Here is a 14,843-nt window from a genome sequence, read left to right as displayed (position 1 = left end):
ATCCGCAAATTTTAGGAAAGGTGGCCAGGAGAGATGGCAGAGGCAAACCATAGCTTGAACTGCACCCCGCGTCAGCGGGCGATTCTTACGGCCATCGTCGAAAGCTACATCGCCACCGGCGAGCCCGTCGGCTCGGCCACCGTAGCTCGTCTGCAGGTCATCGACCGCTCCGGCCAGGCCATCGGCATGTCGGCCGCCACCATCCGCAACGAGATGGCGGAGCTAGCTGACTCCGGCTTGCTCGAACAGCCGCACACCTCCGCCGGCCGAATACCCACCGCCCGCGCGTTTCGCCTTTACGTAGAACAACTTAGCGGCGTAGCGCCGGCCCGCCTCTCAGCCAGTTCGCGCTCGCAGATCGATTCGAACTTCGTCGGTCTCGCCGGGACCCAGGCCGTCCTTCAGCGCACCTCGCATGTTCTCGCCACGCTTTCTAGTGGAGTCGGCGTCGCCATCGCCGCCGCCTCTGACGGCGATATGCTCGAGCACGTCCACTTCTCGCGCCTCGCAGAAGCCCGCGTCCTCGCCGTCGTCGTCACCAAGTCCGGCATGGTCCGCGACCGCGTCCTTGCCCTCGATCGCGACCTCTCCCTGCGCGAGCTCGAAATCGCTGCCAACTTCCTCAACGAGCACTTCCGTGGCTGGAGCGTCGAGCGCGTCCGCGAAGAGATCGCCCGCATGGTCGAACACGAGCGCAGCGAATATCAGAAACTGATTACGCAGGTGCAGCAGCTTTGGTCGCACACCGTTCCAGCCAGCGCGCAGGCGCATCAGACCGTCTATGTCGAGGGCGTAGCCAATCTCATCTCAGGCCAGCAGGACGCCTCCCGGCTGCGCGAAGTCCTCGCGGCGCTTGAAGAGAAGCAGCGCCTGGTCGATCTATTGAATGCCTACATCGATGCGAGGCAGGAGTCGGTCCGCGTGGTCTTCGACCTCGAAGAGCACGCGCCGGAGATGGCCGGGCTGGTGCTGATTGCCGCCCCGGCGAGAATGGGCGGCGAAAGTCGCGGTACCGTTGGGGTAATTGGCCCGAAACGGATGCACTATGAGAACACTATGAATGCGGTGAGCTACATCTCTCAGGTCTTCGACCGTATGCTGCATCCTTCGGGATAGGAGATATTTGTGGCCGAGAAACGGGAAAAAAGTTGGGATCGGGTCGCAAGATGGGCCGGAATTGATAAGAACAAGGAAATTGGGGAAGAGATGACCACACAGAATGAAGTCTTTGAAGAAGCAAGCGACCAGCAGATGAACGACACCCAGGCAGGCAAGCGGACGGTGCAACAGGCCGGTGAAGAGAGCGGCTCGGAGACCGCCACCGCCAACGCCGCCCAGGTCGAGATCGAACAGCTTCGCGGCGATAAGGAGCAGCTGCTCGACCGCCTCGCCCGTCTGCAGGCTGAGTTCGACAACGCCCGCAAGCGCGAGCAGAAGGAACGCGCCGATGCCCGCGAGTACACCATCGGCAGCACGGTCGAGCCCTTCCTTGGCGTGATGGACAACTTCCAGTTGGCGCTGAAGGCCGAGGGATCGGCAGAGCAGCTTCGCGGTGGCGTTGAGCTCATCCTCAAGCAAATGGAAGATGCTTTGAAGGGGCTGCAGGTCCTGCCCGTCGAGACCGTCGGAGCGCAGTTCGACCCGCGAGTCCACGAGGCCCTCGGAAGCATCGAAACCAGTGAATTCCCCGACCACCAGGTGTTGGAGGAGATCCGGCGCGGCTACAAGATCCGCGAGAAGCTTCTGCGCCCGGCGCTGGTTCGCATTGCGTCGAACTCCGCGCAGGTTACGGCCTAGCTTCAGATAACCTGGAATAGAACGAGATAAGTACGAGAGTCCCCAAGAGATGAGTGCGACGGCAAACGTGACGAAGACTGACTTTTATGAAGTGCTGAGCGTATCCCGAGACGCCTCCGACCAGGAGTTGAAGACGGCGTACCGCAAGCTCGCGATGCAATATCATCCTGATCGCAATCCGGACAACCCGGAGGCCGAGGAGCAGTTCAAGGCCTGTAGCGAGGCCTATCAGGTCCTCAGTGACCCGGACAAGCGCGCGGCCTACGATCGCTATGGTCACGCGGCCTTCAATGGCGGCGGGGGTGGCGGCAATCCCTTCCAGGGTGGCAGTCCCTTTGGCGGACAGGATGTCGGCGACGTCTTCAGCGACCTCTTCGGCGAGATGTTCAATATGGGCGGCCAGCGTAAGGCCTCCCGCGTCCAACGCGGCCGCGATCTCCGCTTCGACATGACCCTTGAGTTCGAAGAGGCTGTGTTCGGCAAGGAAAAAGAGATCACCATCAAGCGGATGGAGACCTGCCTCGACTGCCGTGGCTCCGGAGCTGCCAAGGGCAAAGCTCCCGTTACCTGCCCGCAGTGCAAGGGCGCGGGACAGATGCGCTTCCAGCAGGGCTTCTTCTCGGTCGCCCGCACCTGCCCCAAGTGCAGCGGAACCGGCTCCATCATCAGCGACCCCTGCCAGTCCTGCCGTGGCGAGACCCGCGTTCAGAAGGAGCACACCATCCTGGTCAAGGTTCCCGCCGGTGTCGAGCAGGACACCCGCATCCGCTACCAGGGCGAGGGCGAAGCCGGCATGTTCGGAGGTCCCACCGGCGACCTCTACGTGGTCCTCAACGTCAAGCCGCACAAGTTCTTCGAGCGCGATGGCGACGACCTCCACTGCATGGTGCCGATCTCGTTCCCGCAGGCGGCTCTCGGGACCGAACTCGAGATCCAAACCCTCGAAGGCCCCGCTACGATCAAGGTTCCCGAAGGCACCCAGAGCGGCAAGGAGATCAAGCTGCGCGGCCAGGGCGTCCCGCACCTCAACGAGCATGGCAAGGGCGATCTGATCGTGGAGATCCGTGTCTCCACGCCAACAAAGCTGTCGAAGTCGCAACGCGAACTCCTGAAGCAACTGGAGGAGACCATGACGGTCGAAAACACTCCGGCCTCACGAAGCGTCTTCAGCAAAGTGAAAGACATCTTCAGCTAAAGTTTGGATGTCTTCGATAAGGGCTGGAGGTTCGCCGGTTTACTGCGCGTGCCTTCAGCCTTTTTTATTGCGCGAGAGGGGATTTCAGCCTTTGGCCGCGCCAGCACCCTTCACACGCTACAATCTCGCAAAGTGTTATGGGAGAGCTGCGATGGGGTTGGCAGAGTTAGGGTCGCCTTTACCGATTCGTGCGGACCTCGGCCGGGTGACCGGGATCGATCTTCATGGTCAGTATTCCTCCGAACCGACCGGTGGCGACCTCTTCGACATGGTGCAGGTCGGGCCGCGGGTGGCGTTCCTTTTGACCGACATTGCGGGCAGAAGGCCCGAAGTTGATCCCATCTTGGCAGAGATGCAAAGGGTCTTTCGGACGAGTTCTGAGGGACTGCTAAACGGCCGAGACGTAAATTTGATGGAAGCCACTGAGGCGTTGATCCTTGCCATCAACCAGGCCTTGATCGGGGTGGCGAAGGGGGTACGTTTCGCCCCGACGATGGTTGGTTGCTACGATGTGCAGCTGGGTGTGCTGGCCTACATCAACGCCGGCGGCCAAACGGCCGTCTTTCAGGATTCAGAGGGCACACGCGCGCTGCCGAATGTGTCCGTGCCGCTGGGACTGTTCACTCACCTGCCGTACGACGCTTCGATTCAGGCATTCGAGCCGGGAGCGACGCTCCTCGTGGTGACGAAGGGGGTCACCGAGAGCATGGGAGGTAGAAATCCGTTTGGGCCAGAGAAAGTCATGGAAGTGCTACAGCGTGCGAAGGCTGAGTCGGCCAGTGGCATATGCAGCGCGGTGTTGACGGCTGCTGATCCGTTTCGGAAACGCCGGTGGAACTGGTTGCCGTTTCGGGGGAACCTGGTGCGGGCGGACGTGACAGCGCTCGCGATGGTACGAACCCTTCGGCCTGATTGACGAGCGAGTTTCAGCTCCGTTGTGCTCCCACTCGCCAGCGAGTGGGATGAGTTCGCTCTTGTTTCCTGTATCCAGATAGTCCCAGAATTCGGGCTCCGGATCGCATCAAGGATGCACTGCCTACGATCACTCTGACTTCGCGGGAAGTGAAAGTCGTTATGCAGGCTCGCTGGGTGCATTGGCGATTTGCCACTCACCGCGTAGGTTTTGGGTAAGACGCTCGGACAGAAATCACGAATCGCAAATCTCGCACTTGACATCTATTCGACAATCCACAACCATATGGTTGTGGATAACTTGGGTACAACATTTGCTGCTTTGTCTGATCCAACCCGGCGGGCGATGGTTCAGCGACTCTCGCATGGGCCTGCCTCTGTTCATGGATTGACGGAACCGTTTGCACTTTCTCAGCAGATGATTTCAAAACATATCGCCTATCTGGTGCGGGCGCGGATTGTGATCAAGACGAAGCGTGGACGGGAGAGCGTATGCACGCTTAGGCCAGAGGCGATCAAGACAGTCAGCGACTGGGCGATGAGCTATCGCCGGTTCTGGGAAGAGAGCTTCGACAAGCTGGAAGTAGTTGTAAATCAAATGAAGAAAGAGGAGGTTCGAAATGATGGAAAACACGGTTAGCGAAGTTGAGCGGATGGTCGTTACAAGAATTTTTGATGCCCCACGCGAGCTGGTTTGGAAGGCGTGGACAGACCCGAAGTACGTGATGCAGTGGTGGGGGCCGAAGGGCTTTACCGCGCCCGTTTGCGAGATGGATTTTCGTGTTGGAGGAAAATTTCTCTGCTGCATGAGGGCGCCGGACGGGCAGGAGTTCTGGAATGCGGCGGAGTACCACGAGATTGTTCCCTACGAGAAGATCGTCTCCTCCATGTACTTCTCAGACTCGAAGGGAAACAAGATTGACCCTGCGCAATTGGGAATCGAGCATGAGGCCGTAGACGGCGCCTACGACGTGACCCTTTTTGAGGATCTAGGGAACGGTCAGACGAAGCTCACCTTCATCGGAAATGAACCCATGGAGAGCGCCAAGAATAGCGGTCAAATGGAGGGCTGGATCCAGATACTCGATAAAGTCGCTGCGGTTGTTGCGGAGCTTGTGCAGGCGAGATAAAGACGTTGAAGTGTTGACGATCGTCGTGCGCGAAATACAGCTTTGGGTGGCGGTGGAGGCTTTATGAGATCGGACCTCTCGCCGCTTATCCAACGAGTCGCGTGGCCGAACGTCGCAAGCTAGCTCACCGCGACTACAAGAAGTGCGTCGAAGAAATTGCAATGGCCGCGATTGCCGCCGTCTCGGCGCGAAGAATCCTCGGCCCAAGCGTCACATGCTGCCACGCGTGCGTCGTAAAAAGCGCCATCTCCTCCGGAGTCCAGCCACCTTCGGGGCCAATCGCCAGCGCCAGTTCGCCCGCAGAAGAGGACTGCAGTGCGGCACTCAGGGGCACCTCCTGCTCCGTCTCACTCAGCAGAATCCGCGTCGCCGCAGGCTCCTGCTCCAGCGCCAGCTTCAACGGGATCGGATCGGCAATCGCAGGGATGTCTGTCCGCCGCGACTGCTTCGCCGCCTCCAGCGCAATCCGCCGCCACCGCTCCACGCGCTTCGCGGCGGCCTGGGCAAGGTGCTTCTCCGTCCGTCGGGCCAGCACGGGCGTAATGCTGCCTACCCCCAACTCTGTCGCCTTTTCGACCGCCCACTCAAAGTGGTCGAACTTGAAGATAGCCAGCAGCAGATGCAGTGGGAGCGCCGCATTCGCCTCTAACTCCTCGTGCAGCGTAAATAGGACCTCGTCAGGGGAAACCCGGGCAATCTCGGCCCGATGGAGAAATCCGTTCGCAACAATGTCGTAGATCTGCCCCGGCTCGGCCCGCAGCACGCGCGCAAGATGCACCGCCTGGTCGCCGGTGAGCGCAGCGGTTGTGTCGGTCCAGGTATCGGCGATAAATCGGCGTCTCATACGTTTATGGCTTGGGGATCGTCACGGTGATCGAATCCTGGTGGTAAAGATCGATGGTCAGTACCGCAGACTTGCGCGCGTCCCACATAGCCTGCGTGATAGGGAACTGCAGCACCACCACACCGTCCGACGTCTTACCCACCGGAACTGAGCTCTCGCGCAGCAGCGGAGTCGCGAGCTTCGGCTTCAGCTCCGGGAATGCGTCGGTCACGGCAGGAAGATCAGCTTGCTCGATCGCGCTGGTGCTGAGCTGTCCATTGTCCGTATCAAGAACAGCGTGAAAATCCTTAAGGAACAGTGGGTCGGCCAGATGGTTCTCAATATGGACCGTCGCTAAGACGTAGATGCCCTCGTCATGCGAGACCGGCTTATCCGAGAGCACCTTGAAGCCTTGTGGCTGCTGCTCCTTCATCACCACGCGGATCGGAAACACTTCGGTGTGAGCGATCGAGGTCTTCACCGTGCGGCCGGAGAAGTGGTTATACCCCATCGCCGCAACCGCACTCAGAATCAAGACCGCGATCAGGACAGGGACAGCATAGTTACGGCGGGGAGCTTGCGCGAAGGTGAGGTCAGCCACGGAATAAGGATATCGCGAACTCGTTACTCCCCCGGAGCGTGCCGTCCCGCACCGACCGGCGGAGCGTCGCGCTCGACGGGATCGATCACCGTCCCTGCAAGCTGAGCGCGAAGGCTGTCGTCATCGGTGCGTGCGAAGTAAGCGCGTAGGTCCTCGCCTTCAGTGCGTGCTAGCAGGTATGCGCGCAGCATCCGTTCGATCGCTGCCGGAACCTCATCCGCTGCGGCGCGGTAGCCCAGTGCGCGAGCTGGCCGGGCATACTTGCCCACCGCTCCACCCACGCAAAAGTAGAAGGCATCGACAGTCTGGCCGTCCTTCTTGATCTTCTTGCCCTCGAGTCCAATATCGGCGATCCAGTGCTGGCCGCAGGAGTTCGTGCATCCCGTCACGTGGAGCTTGATCTGCTGGTCAAATCCCGGCAAGCGGTCTTCCATCTCCGACACCAGCCACTTGCTGAAGCCCTTTGTCTCCGCGATGGCCAGCTTGCAGAACTCGGTTCCGGTGCAGGCGATAGCGCCCCGCCAGAAAGCCGAGACATCGACGTGCAGCCCGAGCGAGTTGAGCTCGATGACCAGTGCCGCCGTCTCACGGTCGGGCACGTTCACCAGGAGGATGTTCTGCATGATCGTCGCGCGGAGTTGCCCGTTGCCGTACTTGTCGGACAGCTCCGCCAGCTTCGCAAGCTGGTCGCCGCTAAGGCGGCCGTTGAGGACGCTTGCGCCGACGGAGCTGAGTCCAGGCTGGCGCTGCGACGTGATGCCGATGTGGTCGCGATAGATATCGTCGAGCAGGTGCTCATCGGTCGCAGGTGCGGCGTCGAGCTTGTAGCCAAGCTTCTCCTCAATCGCCTCAAGCATCGACTCCGCCGTCCAGCCATGCCGCATGAAGAGGTACTTGATGCGCGCGCGGGTGCGGTTCTCGCGCAGGTCCTGCTGCTCGCGGAAGATGCGGACCACCGCCTCGACGACGTTATACGCCTCTGCCTGCTTGATGAAGGCGGGGATGCGGACGGCCATGTGGGGCTCCGTCGAAAGCCCACCGCCCACGCGCAAGGTGTAGCCAATCTCATCGCCGCGCTGGATCGCGGTCAGGGCAACGTCGTTGATCTCAGGGTAAGAGCACCACTCCGGGCAGCCAGTGACGGAGATCTTGAACTTGCGCGGAAGGTTGTAAAACTCCGGATTCGCGGTGAGCTTATGAGCTATTTCCAGCGCAAGCGGGCTGGCGTCCACCAGCTCATGGTGGTGCAGACCCGCGAGCGGGCATCCCGTCACGTTGCGGACCACATCGCCGCATGCACCCTTGGGCGAGAGGCCGACGGCGGTCAGAGCATCGACGACCTCCGGCAGCGCCTCGATGGTGAGCCAGTGGAGCTGAATGTTCTGCCGCGTGGTGATGTCAGCCAGGTTTCGTGCGTACTTCTTCGTCAGTTCTGCGATGACGCGGAGTTGATTGCTGGTCAGCATGCCGTTGGGCATGCCAATCCGCATCATGAAGTACTCGCTCGCTTTGCCCTCGCCCGCGGTGCCTCCGGTCACGCCAAGACCGTCGCCCTGCGTGTAAACGCCCCACCACTTGAAGTAAAGGCCGGTCCACTCCGGCAACACAGAGTCGCGGCCCTCCTTCGCGAACTGGCGCACTTCGTCCCACGCGTCCCAGGGATTCTTGGCGAGTTTCAGCCGTTCAGACTTCTGGGCCTTGGTCTCTTTGACCGGCTTGTGAGAGGACACGATTGCTTCAGGGGTTGTATCGGACATGCGGATCCTTTGAACATCTATCGATATGCGGAAAATAGAAAAGCCCACAGGGTCTGTGGGCTGCTGGGGCTTTGTTCTGGCTCGGACTGAAGGGGGAAGGTGTCTACGAGACGGTACAGAGCGTGCAGCGCGCGAGGCAGCAACAACAGTTGCTACAAGTCGTCGCGCGCATGACAAGGAAAGGAGCCATCCTCTTAAGGTTAACGGCGAAGCAAAGATGCGTCAAGCCCATACAGTGCATGGAACTGAGCTGATACAGGGGTTGGCAGATGGTTGGGACTGGTGTTATCGCACGCTTCCAGTAGGCGAAGGCAGATTTCTGCCGCGAGAGAAGTGAAGCGCACGGTGCAGGCAGCTCGTGCAACGGAAGGGGCGGATTTGCAGTGGGCGCAGAATATACTCGTACCAACGCGGACGGGAGCTACGCAGCTCATTGCCGAAGCACTGTGAGCAAGTCATAGAGCAAACCTCTGGTTTGAAATCCGGGGAGAGACCGATCATCGCACAAGGAATGCGTTCCTGTCGCTGAAAAGAACGGTTTTTCTCGGTTTGCTTCGAAGCCGGCTCGCGATCTCGGATCCGGTCGCACGATCGACCTCTGGAGACTATGTATTGATTCGATTGGCCTTCACCGCTCTCTTGCTGCCGAATGCTCTAGGTGCCACGACCCTCAGGGCGAGGCTTTCGAATCTCGATCTGACTCTGGTCGCACTGTATCTGGTGGGTATCACGATCTTTGGCCTGCGCTTCCGCGGCGGTAAAGATCGCTCGCTGAAAAACTACTTCCTCGCGGGCAACACAATTCCCTGGTGGGCAATAGGGCTTTCCATCGTCTCTGCCGAGACAAGTACACTGACGATCATCTCGATACCGGGCGTCGCCTTCGCGGGGAACTTCGGCTTCCTGCAAGTGGTGTTCGGCTACATGATCGGGCGCATCGTCGTGGCGTTGATCTTTCTGCCGAAGTACTTTCAGGGCCAGATGATGACCGCCTATCAGCTGATCGACAATCGCTTTGGCCACACCCTGCACAAGGTGACAGCGCTGCTCTTTCTGCTGACGCGTGCGGCAGCCGAAGGCGTCCGCGTCTTCGCTGTGTCGATTGTGGTAGGGATCGCGATTGGGACGAAGGATGTCCTCTCCATCGCCATCATCTCCGCGCTGACACTGCTGTATACGTTTGAGGGCGGCATGGCCGCCGTGATCTGGACCGACGTCGTCCAGATGGGCATCTACGTCGGTGGGACGATCGTCGCGATCCTGACGCTCGGCCAGCACGTGCCCGGAGGCTGGACGGAGATTCATCGCGTGGCCGGGGCGGCTGGCAAATTCCACCTCTTCAACTTCGCGTTCAATCTGACGACGGCGTATACCTTCTGGGCTGGCGTGGTCGGAGGGACCTTCCTGACGATGGCCTCGCATGGGACCGACCAGCTGATGGTGCAGCGCATGCTTGCGGCGAAGAACCTGCGTGAGTCGCGGTTGGCTCTGCTCGGCTCGGGTGTCGTGATCTTCATGCAGTTCACGCTCTTCCTGCTTATCGGGACCGGGTTGTACGTCTTCTACGGCTTGCATCCTGCTGCGTTCGCAAGCGCGGATCGCATCTTCCCTACGTACATCGTCCGCGAGATGCCGATTGGCTTTGCAGGCCTGATGGTGGCGGCGATCCTGGCGGCGGCGATGTCGAATCTCAGCGCGGCGCTGAACTCGCTTTCCTCAACGACTGTCGTCGACTTTTATATGCGCTGGCGGCCCGATGCAGCAGACGGCGAACGCGTGATGGTCTCGCGCGCGTCGACAGTGATGTGGGCGCTGGTGCTGTTTGCGATTGCGGTCTACAGCGTGCAGGTGGGTGGCAAGGGACATGTGGTGGAGGTGGGGCTGTCGATTGCCTCGGTCGCGTATGGGGCGCTGCTGGGGGTCTTTCTACTGGGCACGGTGACCGAGTATGCGACGCAAAGGGGAGCGATTGTGGGCATGGTGGTTGGGTTCGCGCTCAATGTGGCGCTGTGGCAGTTTCCAGGGAGTGTTCTCTATCGGGGTGCGCTTGGTACCCGCGGTGCTAGACCTGATGGAACGTATTTTGATACCTACATCGTGCCTCCGATTGTTGTCCCTCACATTGCCTTTACCTGGTACGTGCTCATTGGATCGGTAGTGACGTTTGTCGTCGGATCATTGGCAAGCCTCATCTTCCGCAAGCAGACACGCCATCAAAAAGCGGTCGCCGCTCTCTTCGTACTTGCCGTCATCCTGAGCGGAGCGTCGCGCTCCTGCGGCGCGCAGTCGAAGGACCCCGACGCTCAACGCCCTGCCACATCGGCTCACGCCCTTTCCACTACTACGCCCGACTTCACCCCAATCAGCAACCTGATCGACGATGCCATCGCCGCGAAGAAACTGCCGGGAGCAGTCGTCCTCGTTGGGCAGAACGGCAAGGTCGTCTTCGAGCAGGCATACGGCGATCGCAAACTGGCGGGCGAACCGGGGCTCGACGGCAAGGCTTCGCCGGCGGAGCCCATGACCGAAGACACCATCTTCGATATGGCATCGCTGACGAAGTGTCTTGCGACGGCTACGGCGATGATGCAACTCTACGAGGACCACAAATTTGAGTTCGACGATTCGGTCGCGAAGTACCTCCCGGAGTTCGCGGTGAATGGGAAAGAGCATGTCACGATTCGCGAGTTGCTGACGCACTACTCCGGGCTGCCGCCGGATGTGGATTTGAAGGATGCCTGGGGCTTAGCTGTTCCCGATAAGGCGGAAGGATATAAGCGCGCGTTCGCTTCGCCGCTGGTAGCTCTGCCGGGAACGCACTTTGAGTACTCGGATATCAACTTCATCGTGCTGGGTGCGCTGGTGGAGAAGTTGAGCGGCGAAACGCTGGATGGGTATGCGTCGAGGCATATCTTCCAGCCGTTGGGGATGACGCATACAAGGTTTTTGCCGCCCGCAGGATGGATGCCGGAGATTGCGCCAACGGCGCACGACAATGAGGGCGACGCAAAGACGAATCCCGACTTTGACGAGTTGTTGCGATCCGTTGTGCATGATCCAACGACGCGACGCATGGGCGGGGTTGCGGGGCAGGCTGGGGTATTTTCTGACGCAGCGGATATGAGTCTCTTTGCACAGGCGTTACTCGAAAAATTGCTCCACAACCATGGGCCGTTTCCGCTCAAACAGTCGACGTTGAAGCTGATGACTTCGCCGGAGCAGCCTTCGACTGCGGAGTCTGGAGCGACGGTGTTCACTGCGGACGGCAAGCCAACCAAGGGCATCGCGGTGCGCGGTTTCGGATGGGACATCAACACGGCGTTCTCGCGACCTCGGGGTGAGATCTACCCCATTGGCAGCTTCGGACATACGGGCTTTACCGGGACGAGCCTTTGGATGGATCCAGCGAGCGATAGCTATGTGATTCTGCTGGCGAATGCGATTCATCCGCGCGGAGGAGCGCCGATCTCAGGGCTGCGTGGCCAGGTGGCCACTGCGGCTGCGCGGGCACTCGGGGTGGTGACACCAGCGGCTCCTCCGTCTGCGGCGAACGACGGCAAGGGTAGTGCTGCGAAAGTTCTCACTGGCATCGATGTACTGGAGAAGACAAACTTCGCGGCACTGAAGGCTGCAACGAAGGACGGGCATCTGCGGCTCGGTTTGCTGACGAATCAGACGGGGCTCGATGCAGCCGGGCGGCGAACCATCGATGTATTGAAGGCCACACCTGGAGTGGAGTTGACGATGCTCTTCTCGCCCGAGCATGGCATCGCTGGCGCAAAGGATTCTTTCGATCTCAAGAGCGGCGTGGATGCAGCGAGCGGCGTTCCGGTCATCAGCCTCTATGGGCCGAAGAGCTCCGACAAGCGGCCAAAAGTTGAAGACCTCGCCAAGCTGGATGCCGTGGTGATCGATCTGCAGGATGCCGGGGTTCGCTTCTATACGTATGAATCTGTCATGGGGTACTTCCTGGAGGCTGCAGGCAAGGCTGGGACGCCGGTCTTCGTGCTCGACCGGCCGGACATCGTGGGTGGCGATCTGGTGCAGGGGCCGGTCTCCGATGCGGGCAAGGAGGCGTACATCAACTACCGGCCGGAGCCCGTGCGACTGGGGATGACACTGGGCGAACTGGCGCAGATGTTCAATGGAGAAGACCACCTTGGAGCGAAGGTGACGGTGGTTCCCATAGAGGGATGGCGTCGCAGCGAGTACTTCGATGAGACGATGCTGAAATGGGTGAATCCGAGCCCGAATCTGCGGTCGGTTGCTGCAGCGGCTCTGTATCCCGGAGTGGGATTGTTCGATTTGACGAATGTGTCTGTGGGCCGCGGGACGGATGCTCCGTTTGAGCACATTGGGGCCGCGTGGATCAAGGGTCCCGAGCTGGCGGCGTATCTGACTGCGAGGAAGATTCCCGGGGTGCGGTTTACGGCGACGAAGTTTGCGGTGGCCGATGATGAGAACCATTACCCGTTCCACGGGCAGGAGATCGAAGGCGTCGCGATGGTGGCGGAGGACCGCAAGGCGCTGGATGCGGTGGAGCTTGGAGTTGAGCTGATCGCGGCGCTACACAAGCTCTATCCAGAGCAGTTCAAGATGGCGAAGACCTCGGCATTGATTGTGAATGACGCGACGATGGATGGCCTGGAAAAGGGAGTTGATCCGCGCAAGATCGCGGCAGGATGGGCGGCGGGGCTCGCGGAGTTCAAGGCGAAGCGCGAGAAGTACCTCATCTATAAGTAACGCAGCGCCTGTTTCGCCCCGATTCATATGCAGTTCTCGGATTTTAGGTGACAATAAGCAATTGCATTGAATCGAAGAAGTGAGGAGGCTGGCTTGCCGCGGATCAATTTTCAACAGCAGTTGGTTGCTCTGAAGGACAAGCTGCTCGCTATGGCAGCGTTGTCTCAGCAGGCATTGGAGTTCTCGGTGGAGGCCTACCTGGCCGGCGATATGGCTCTCTGCGATCATGTGCTGGAGATCGAAGCGGCGATTAACGCCGCTGAGACGTCGGTGGACGACATGGCCTACGACCTGCTCGCGAAGGAACAGCCGATGGCGATCGATCTTCGCTTCATCCTGTCCGTCATCAAGATCAACAGCGATCTCGAGCGCATCGGCGATCAGTCGGCGAATATAGCCCAGCGTGCGAAGTCGTTGCGAGACGCGCCGCAAATCTCTCTGCCGGTAGACATCCAGGAGATGGGTGGGAAGGTGGGCGTCATGATCCGCACTGCCATTCAGGCTCTGCTTGAAGCGGATGCGAAGCTGGCGGAGTCTGTGCTCGCCATGGATGATGAGGTTGACGAGATGAACCGCTCGGTGCAGACGGAGCTGATCGGCGTGATGCAGCAGCATGCGCTGGTGAGCGAGCAAGCGTTGAACGCGATCCTGATTTCACGGAACCTGGAGCGGGCCGCAGACCATGCGACCAATATTGCGGAAGATGTAATCTTCTGGGTGCGTGGGTCGGATGTGCGACACAAGCTGTCGCTGAGCGAGGCAGATTAGTCGCACCCCTTCGACGCCAGGGAAAGAACAAAATAGCTTGCTTTATTCGTGGGATACAGAGGCGGCACTATGTGCGCTGTCTGCATCCTTAGGGAGTGTGCGCGTACGCAGCAAGCGTCAGCGGCGAGGATAGCGTGAAGATGCCCCCAACCCTGGGAGTGCGCCCGCTATGCTTGCGATCCCTGAACAGCAAGATCTTCTGCCAGAGTCGATGGAGCCCTCCCTATGTATCACCACATTAAGAAACTCATGTACACCGTAAATATTGGAACGCCGGACCCGAGGTTCGGCAAGATGCTGCTGGAGCAGTTTGGCGGAGCGAACGGTGAACTCGCCGCAGCGATGCAATACACCGTGCAGGGTTGGAACTGCGTCGACGATCTCGGCCGGCGCGACCTCCTGCTCGACATCGGTACGGAGGAGCTGAGCCACCTGGAAGTAGTTGGCGCTCTGATCCGGATGCACCTTGCGCCTCTCAAGACCGATCGCGAGGCGGCCGAGGCCGATCCGCTGGTGACGATTGCTGGCGGCGGTGGAGTCGGCATCTTCGACTCGATGGGCAATGCGTGGACCTCTGACTATCTACAGATCACCGGCGAGCTGGATGTCGACCTGCGAAGCAATATCGCAGCCGAGGCCCGCGCCAAAATCGTCTATGAACGGTTGATCGACCATACTGACGATCCGGGTTCGATCGACACACTGCAGTTCCTGATGACCCGCGAGATCACGCATATGAAGGCGTTCTCCGCGGCGCTTGAGAGCTTGGAGAAGAGCCCATTCTCAATCGGAATGCTGAAGCCGACGCCAGGACTTGTGGACGAGTATTTCAACGGCTCGACGGGCGACGGTAGCGAAGGTGACACGGACATGCGTGGGCCGTGGACGACCGCGCATGGACTTCACGTCGTGGAGTCGCAAATCGCTGGCGGCAAGGGGCTCTCTGTAGGCGACGTAAACGGAAAGATTGATGGCGAAGAGCGCGGCAAGCAGGATGATGCGCAAAAGGCAACGACGTCAGTAGGCCCTAGCAAACTGAGTTCAAAGCTGAAGGGTTCCAATGGCAAGGTTCATCATAAGGAGAGCGTGGAAGAGTTGGTTACACGTTAGCAACATG

General features: G+C 59.8%; 12 protein-coding genes. 9 read left to right on the top strand and 3 right to left on the bottom strand.

Annotated elements, in window-relative coordinates; translation table 11 throughout:
• The first annotated feature begins 33 nt into the window (after positions 1–33).
• The 6 genes from hrcA (at position 34) to OHL18_RS12985 (ending at position 5,034) form a co-directional block, all read left to right on the top strand.
• A complete protein-coding gene (gene hrcA, locus OHL18_RS13010; RefSeq protein ID WP_263375278.1) occupies positions 34–1,116 on the top strand; it encodes a heat-inducible transcriptional repressor HrcA in 1,083 nt (360 codons plus the stop codon).
• A 90-nt stretch (positions 1,117–1,206) separates the two neighbouring features.
• Entirely contained in the window at positions 1,207–1,797 is a 591-nt protein-coding gene (locus OHL18_RS13005; protein WP_263375277.1) for a nucleotide exchange factor GrpE, read from the top strand.
• 49 nt (positions 1,798–1,846) lie between these two features.
• A complete protein-coding gene (dnaJ, locus tag OHL18_RS13000) occupies positions 1,847–2,992 on the top strand; it encodes a molecular chaperone DnaJ (RefSeq protein WP_263375276.1) in 1,146 nt (381 codons plus the stop codon).
• A 157-nt stretch (positions 2,993–3,149) separates the two neighbouring features.
• Positions 3,150–3,908: a PP2C family protein-serine/threonine phosphatase gene (locus OHL18_RS12995; protein WP_263375275.1), complete on the top strand. Its 759-nt coding sequence runs from the start codon at positions 3,150–3,152 to the stop codon at positions 3,906–3,908.
• 207 nt (positions 3,909–4,115) lie between these two features.
• Positions 4,116–4,544 (top strand): ArsR/SmtB family transcription factor, encoded by a 429-nt coding sequence (locus OHL18_RS12990; protein WP_263375274.1) that lies wholly within the window; start codon positions 4,116–4,118, stop codon positions 4,542–4,544.
• The gene (locus tag OHL18_RS12985; protein WP_263375273.1) at positions 4,525–5,034 is read left to right on the top strand and encodes an SRPBCC family protein; all 510 of its coding nucleotides are present in this window, start codon (positions 4,525–4,527) and stop codon (positions 5,032–5,034) included. The genes OHL18_RS12990 and OHL18_RS12985 overlap by 20 nt, the downstream gene beginning before the upstream one ends.
• A 133-nt stretch (positions 5,035–5,167) precedes the next feature.
• Here OHL18_RS12985 and OHL18_RS12980 read toward each other — a convergent pair whose 3' ends face one another.
• The 3 genes from OHL18_RS12980 to OHL18_RS12970 are packed head-to-tail and all read right to left on the bottom strand — an operon-like array spanning position 5,168 to position 8,215.
• Positions 5,168–5,878 (bottom strand): RsmE family RNA methyltransferase, encoded by a 711-nt coding sequence (locus OHL18_RS12980; protein WP_263375272.1) that lies wholly within the window; start codon positions 5,876–5,878, stop codon positions 5,168–5,170.
• Positions 5,879–5,882: 4 nt separating this feature from the next.
• Entirely contained in the window at positions 5,883–6,458 is a 576-nt protein-coding gene (locus OHL18_RS12975; RefSeq protein ID WP_263375271.1) for a hypothetical protein, read from the bottom strand.
• A gap of 23 nt (positions 6,459–6,481) precedes the next feature.
• Positions 6,482–8,215 carry a nitrite/sulfite reductase gene (locus OHL18_RS12970; RefSeq protein WP_263375270.1) on the bottom strand — a complete coding sequence of 578 codons (1,734 nt, stop codon included), beginning with the start codon at positions 8,213–8,215 and terminating at the stop codon, positions 6,482–6,484.
• A 612-nt stretch (positions 8,216–8,827) separates the two neighbouring features.
• Between OHL18_RS12970 and OHL18_RS12965 the strand changes: the two genes are divergently transcribed.
• The 3 genes from OHL18_RS12965 (at position 8,828) to OHL18_RS12955 (ending at position 14,836) form a co-directional block, all read left to right on the top strand.
• On the top strand, positions 8,828–12,958 hold the full coding sequence (locus OHL18_RS12965; protein ID WP_317890491.1) for a sodium:solute symporter family transporter: 4,131 nt from the start codon (positions 8,828–8,830) through the stop codon (positions 12,956–12,958).
• A gap of 93 nt (positions 12,959–13,051) precedes the next feature.
• Positions 13,052–13,726, top strand: a complete 675-nt coding sequence (gene phoU / locus OHL18_RS12960) for a phosphate signaling complex protein PhoU (protein WP_263375269.1) — start codon at positions 13,052–13,054, stop codon at positions 13,724–13,726.
• Positions 13,727–13,951: 225 nt separating this feature from the next.
• Entirely contained in the window at positions 13,952–14,836 is an 885-nt protein-coding gene (locus OHL18_RS12955) for a manganese catalase family protein (RefSeq protein WP_263375268.1), read from the top strand.
• Positions 14,837–14,843: the final 7 nt, after the last annotated feature.

Origin of the sequence: Granulicella aggregans (assembly GCF_025685565.1) — a bacterium.
Lineage (GTDB): Bacteria > Acidobacteriota > Terriglobia > Terriglobales > Acidobacteriaceae > Edaphobacter > Edaphobacter aggregans_B.
Note: the sequence above shows the minus strand (reverse complement) of the source record. Positions and strands in the feature narration are given on the sequence as shown.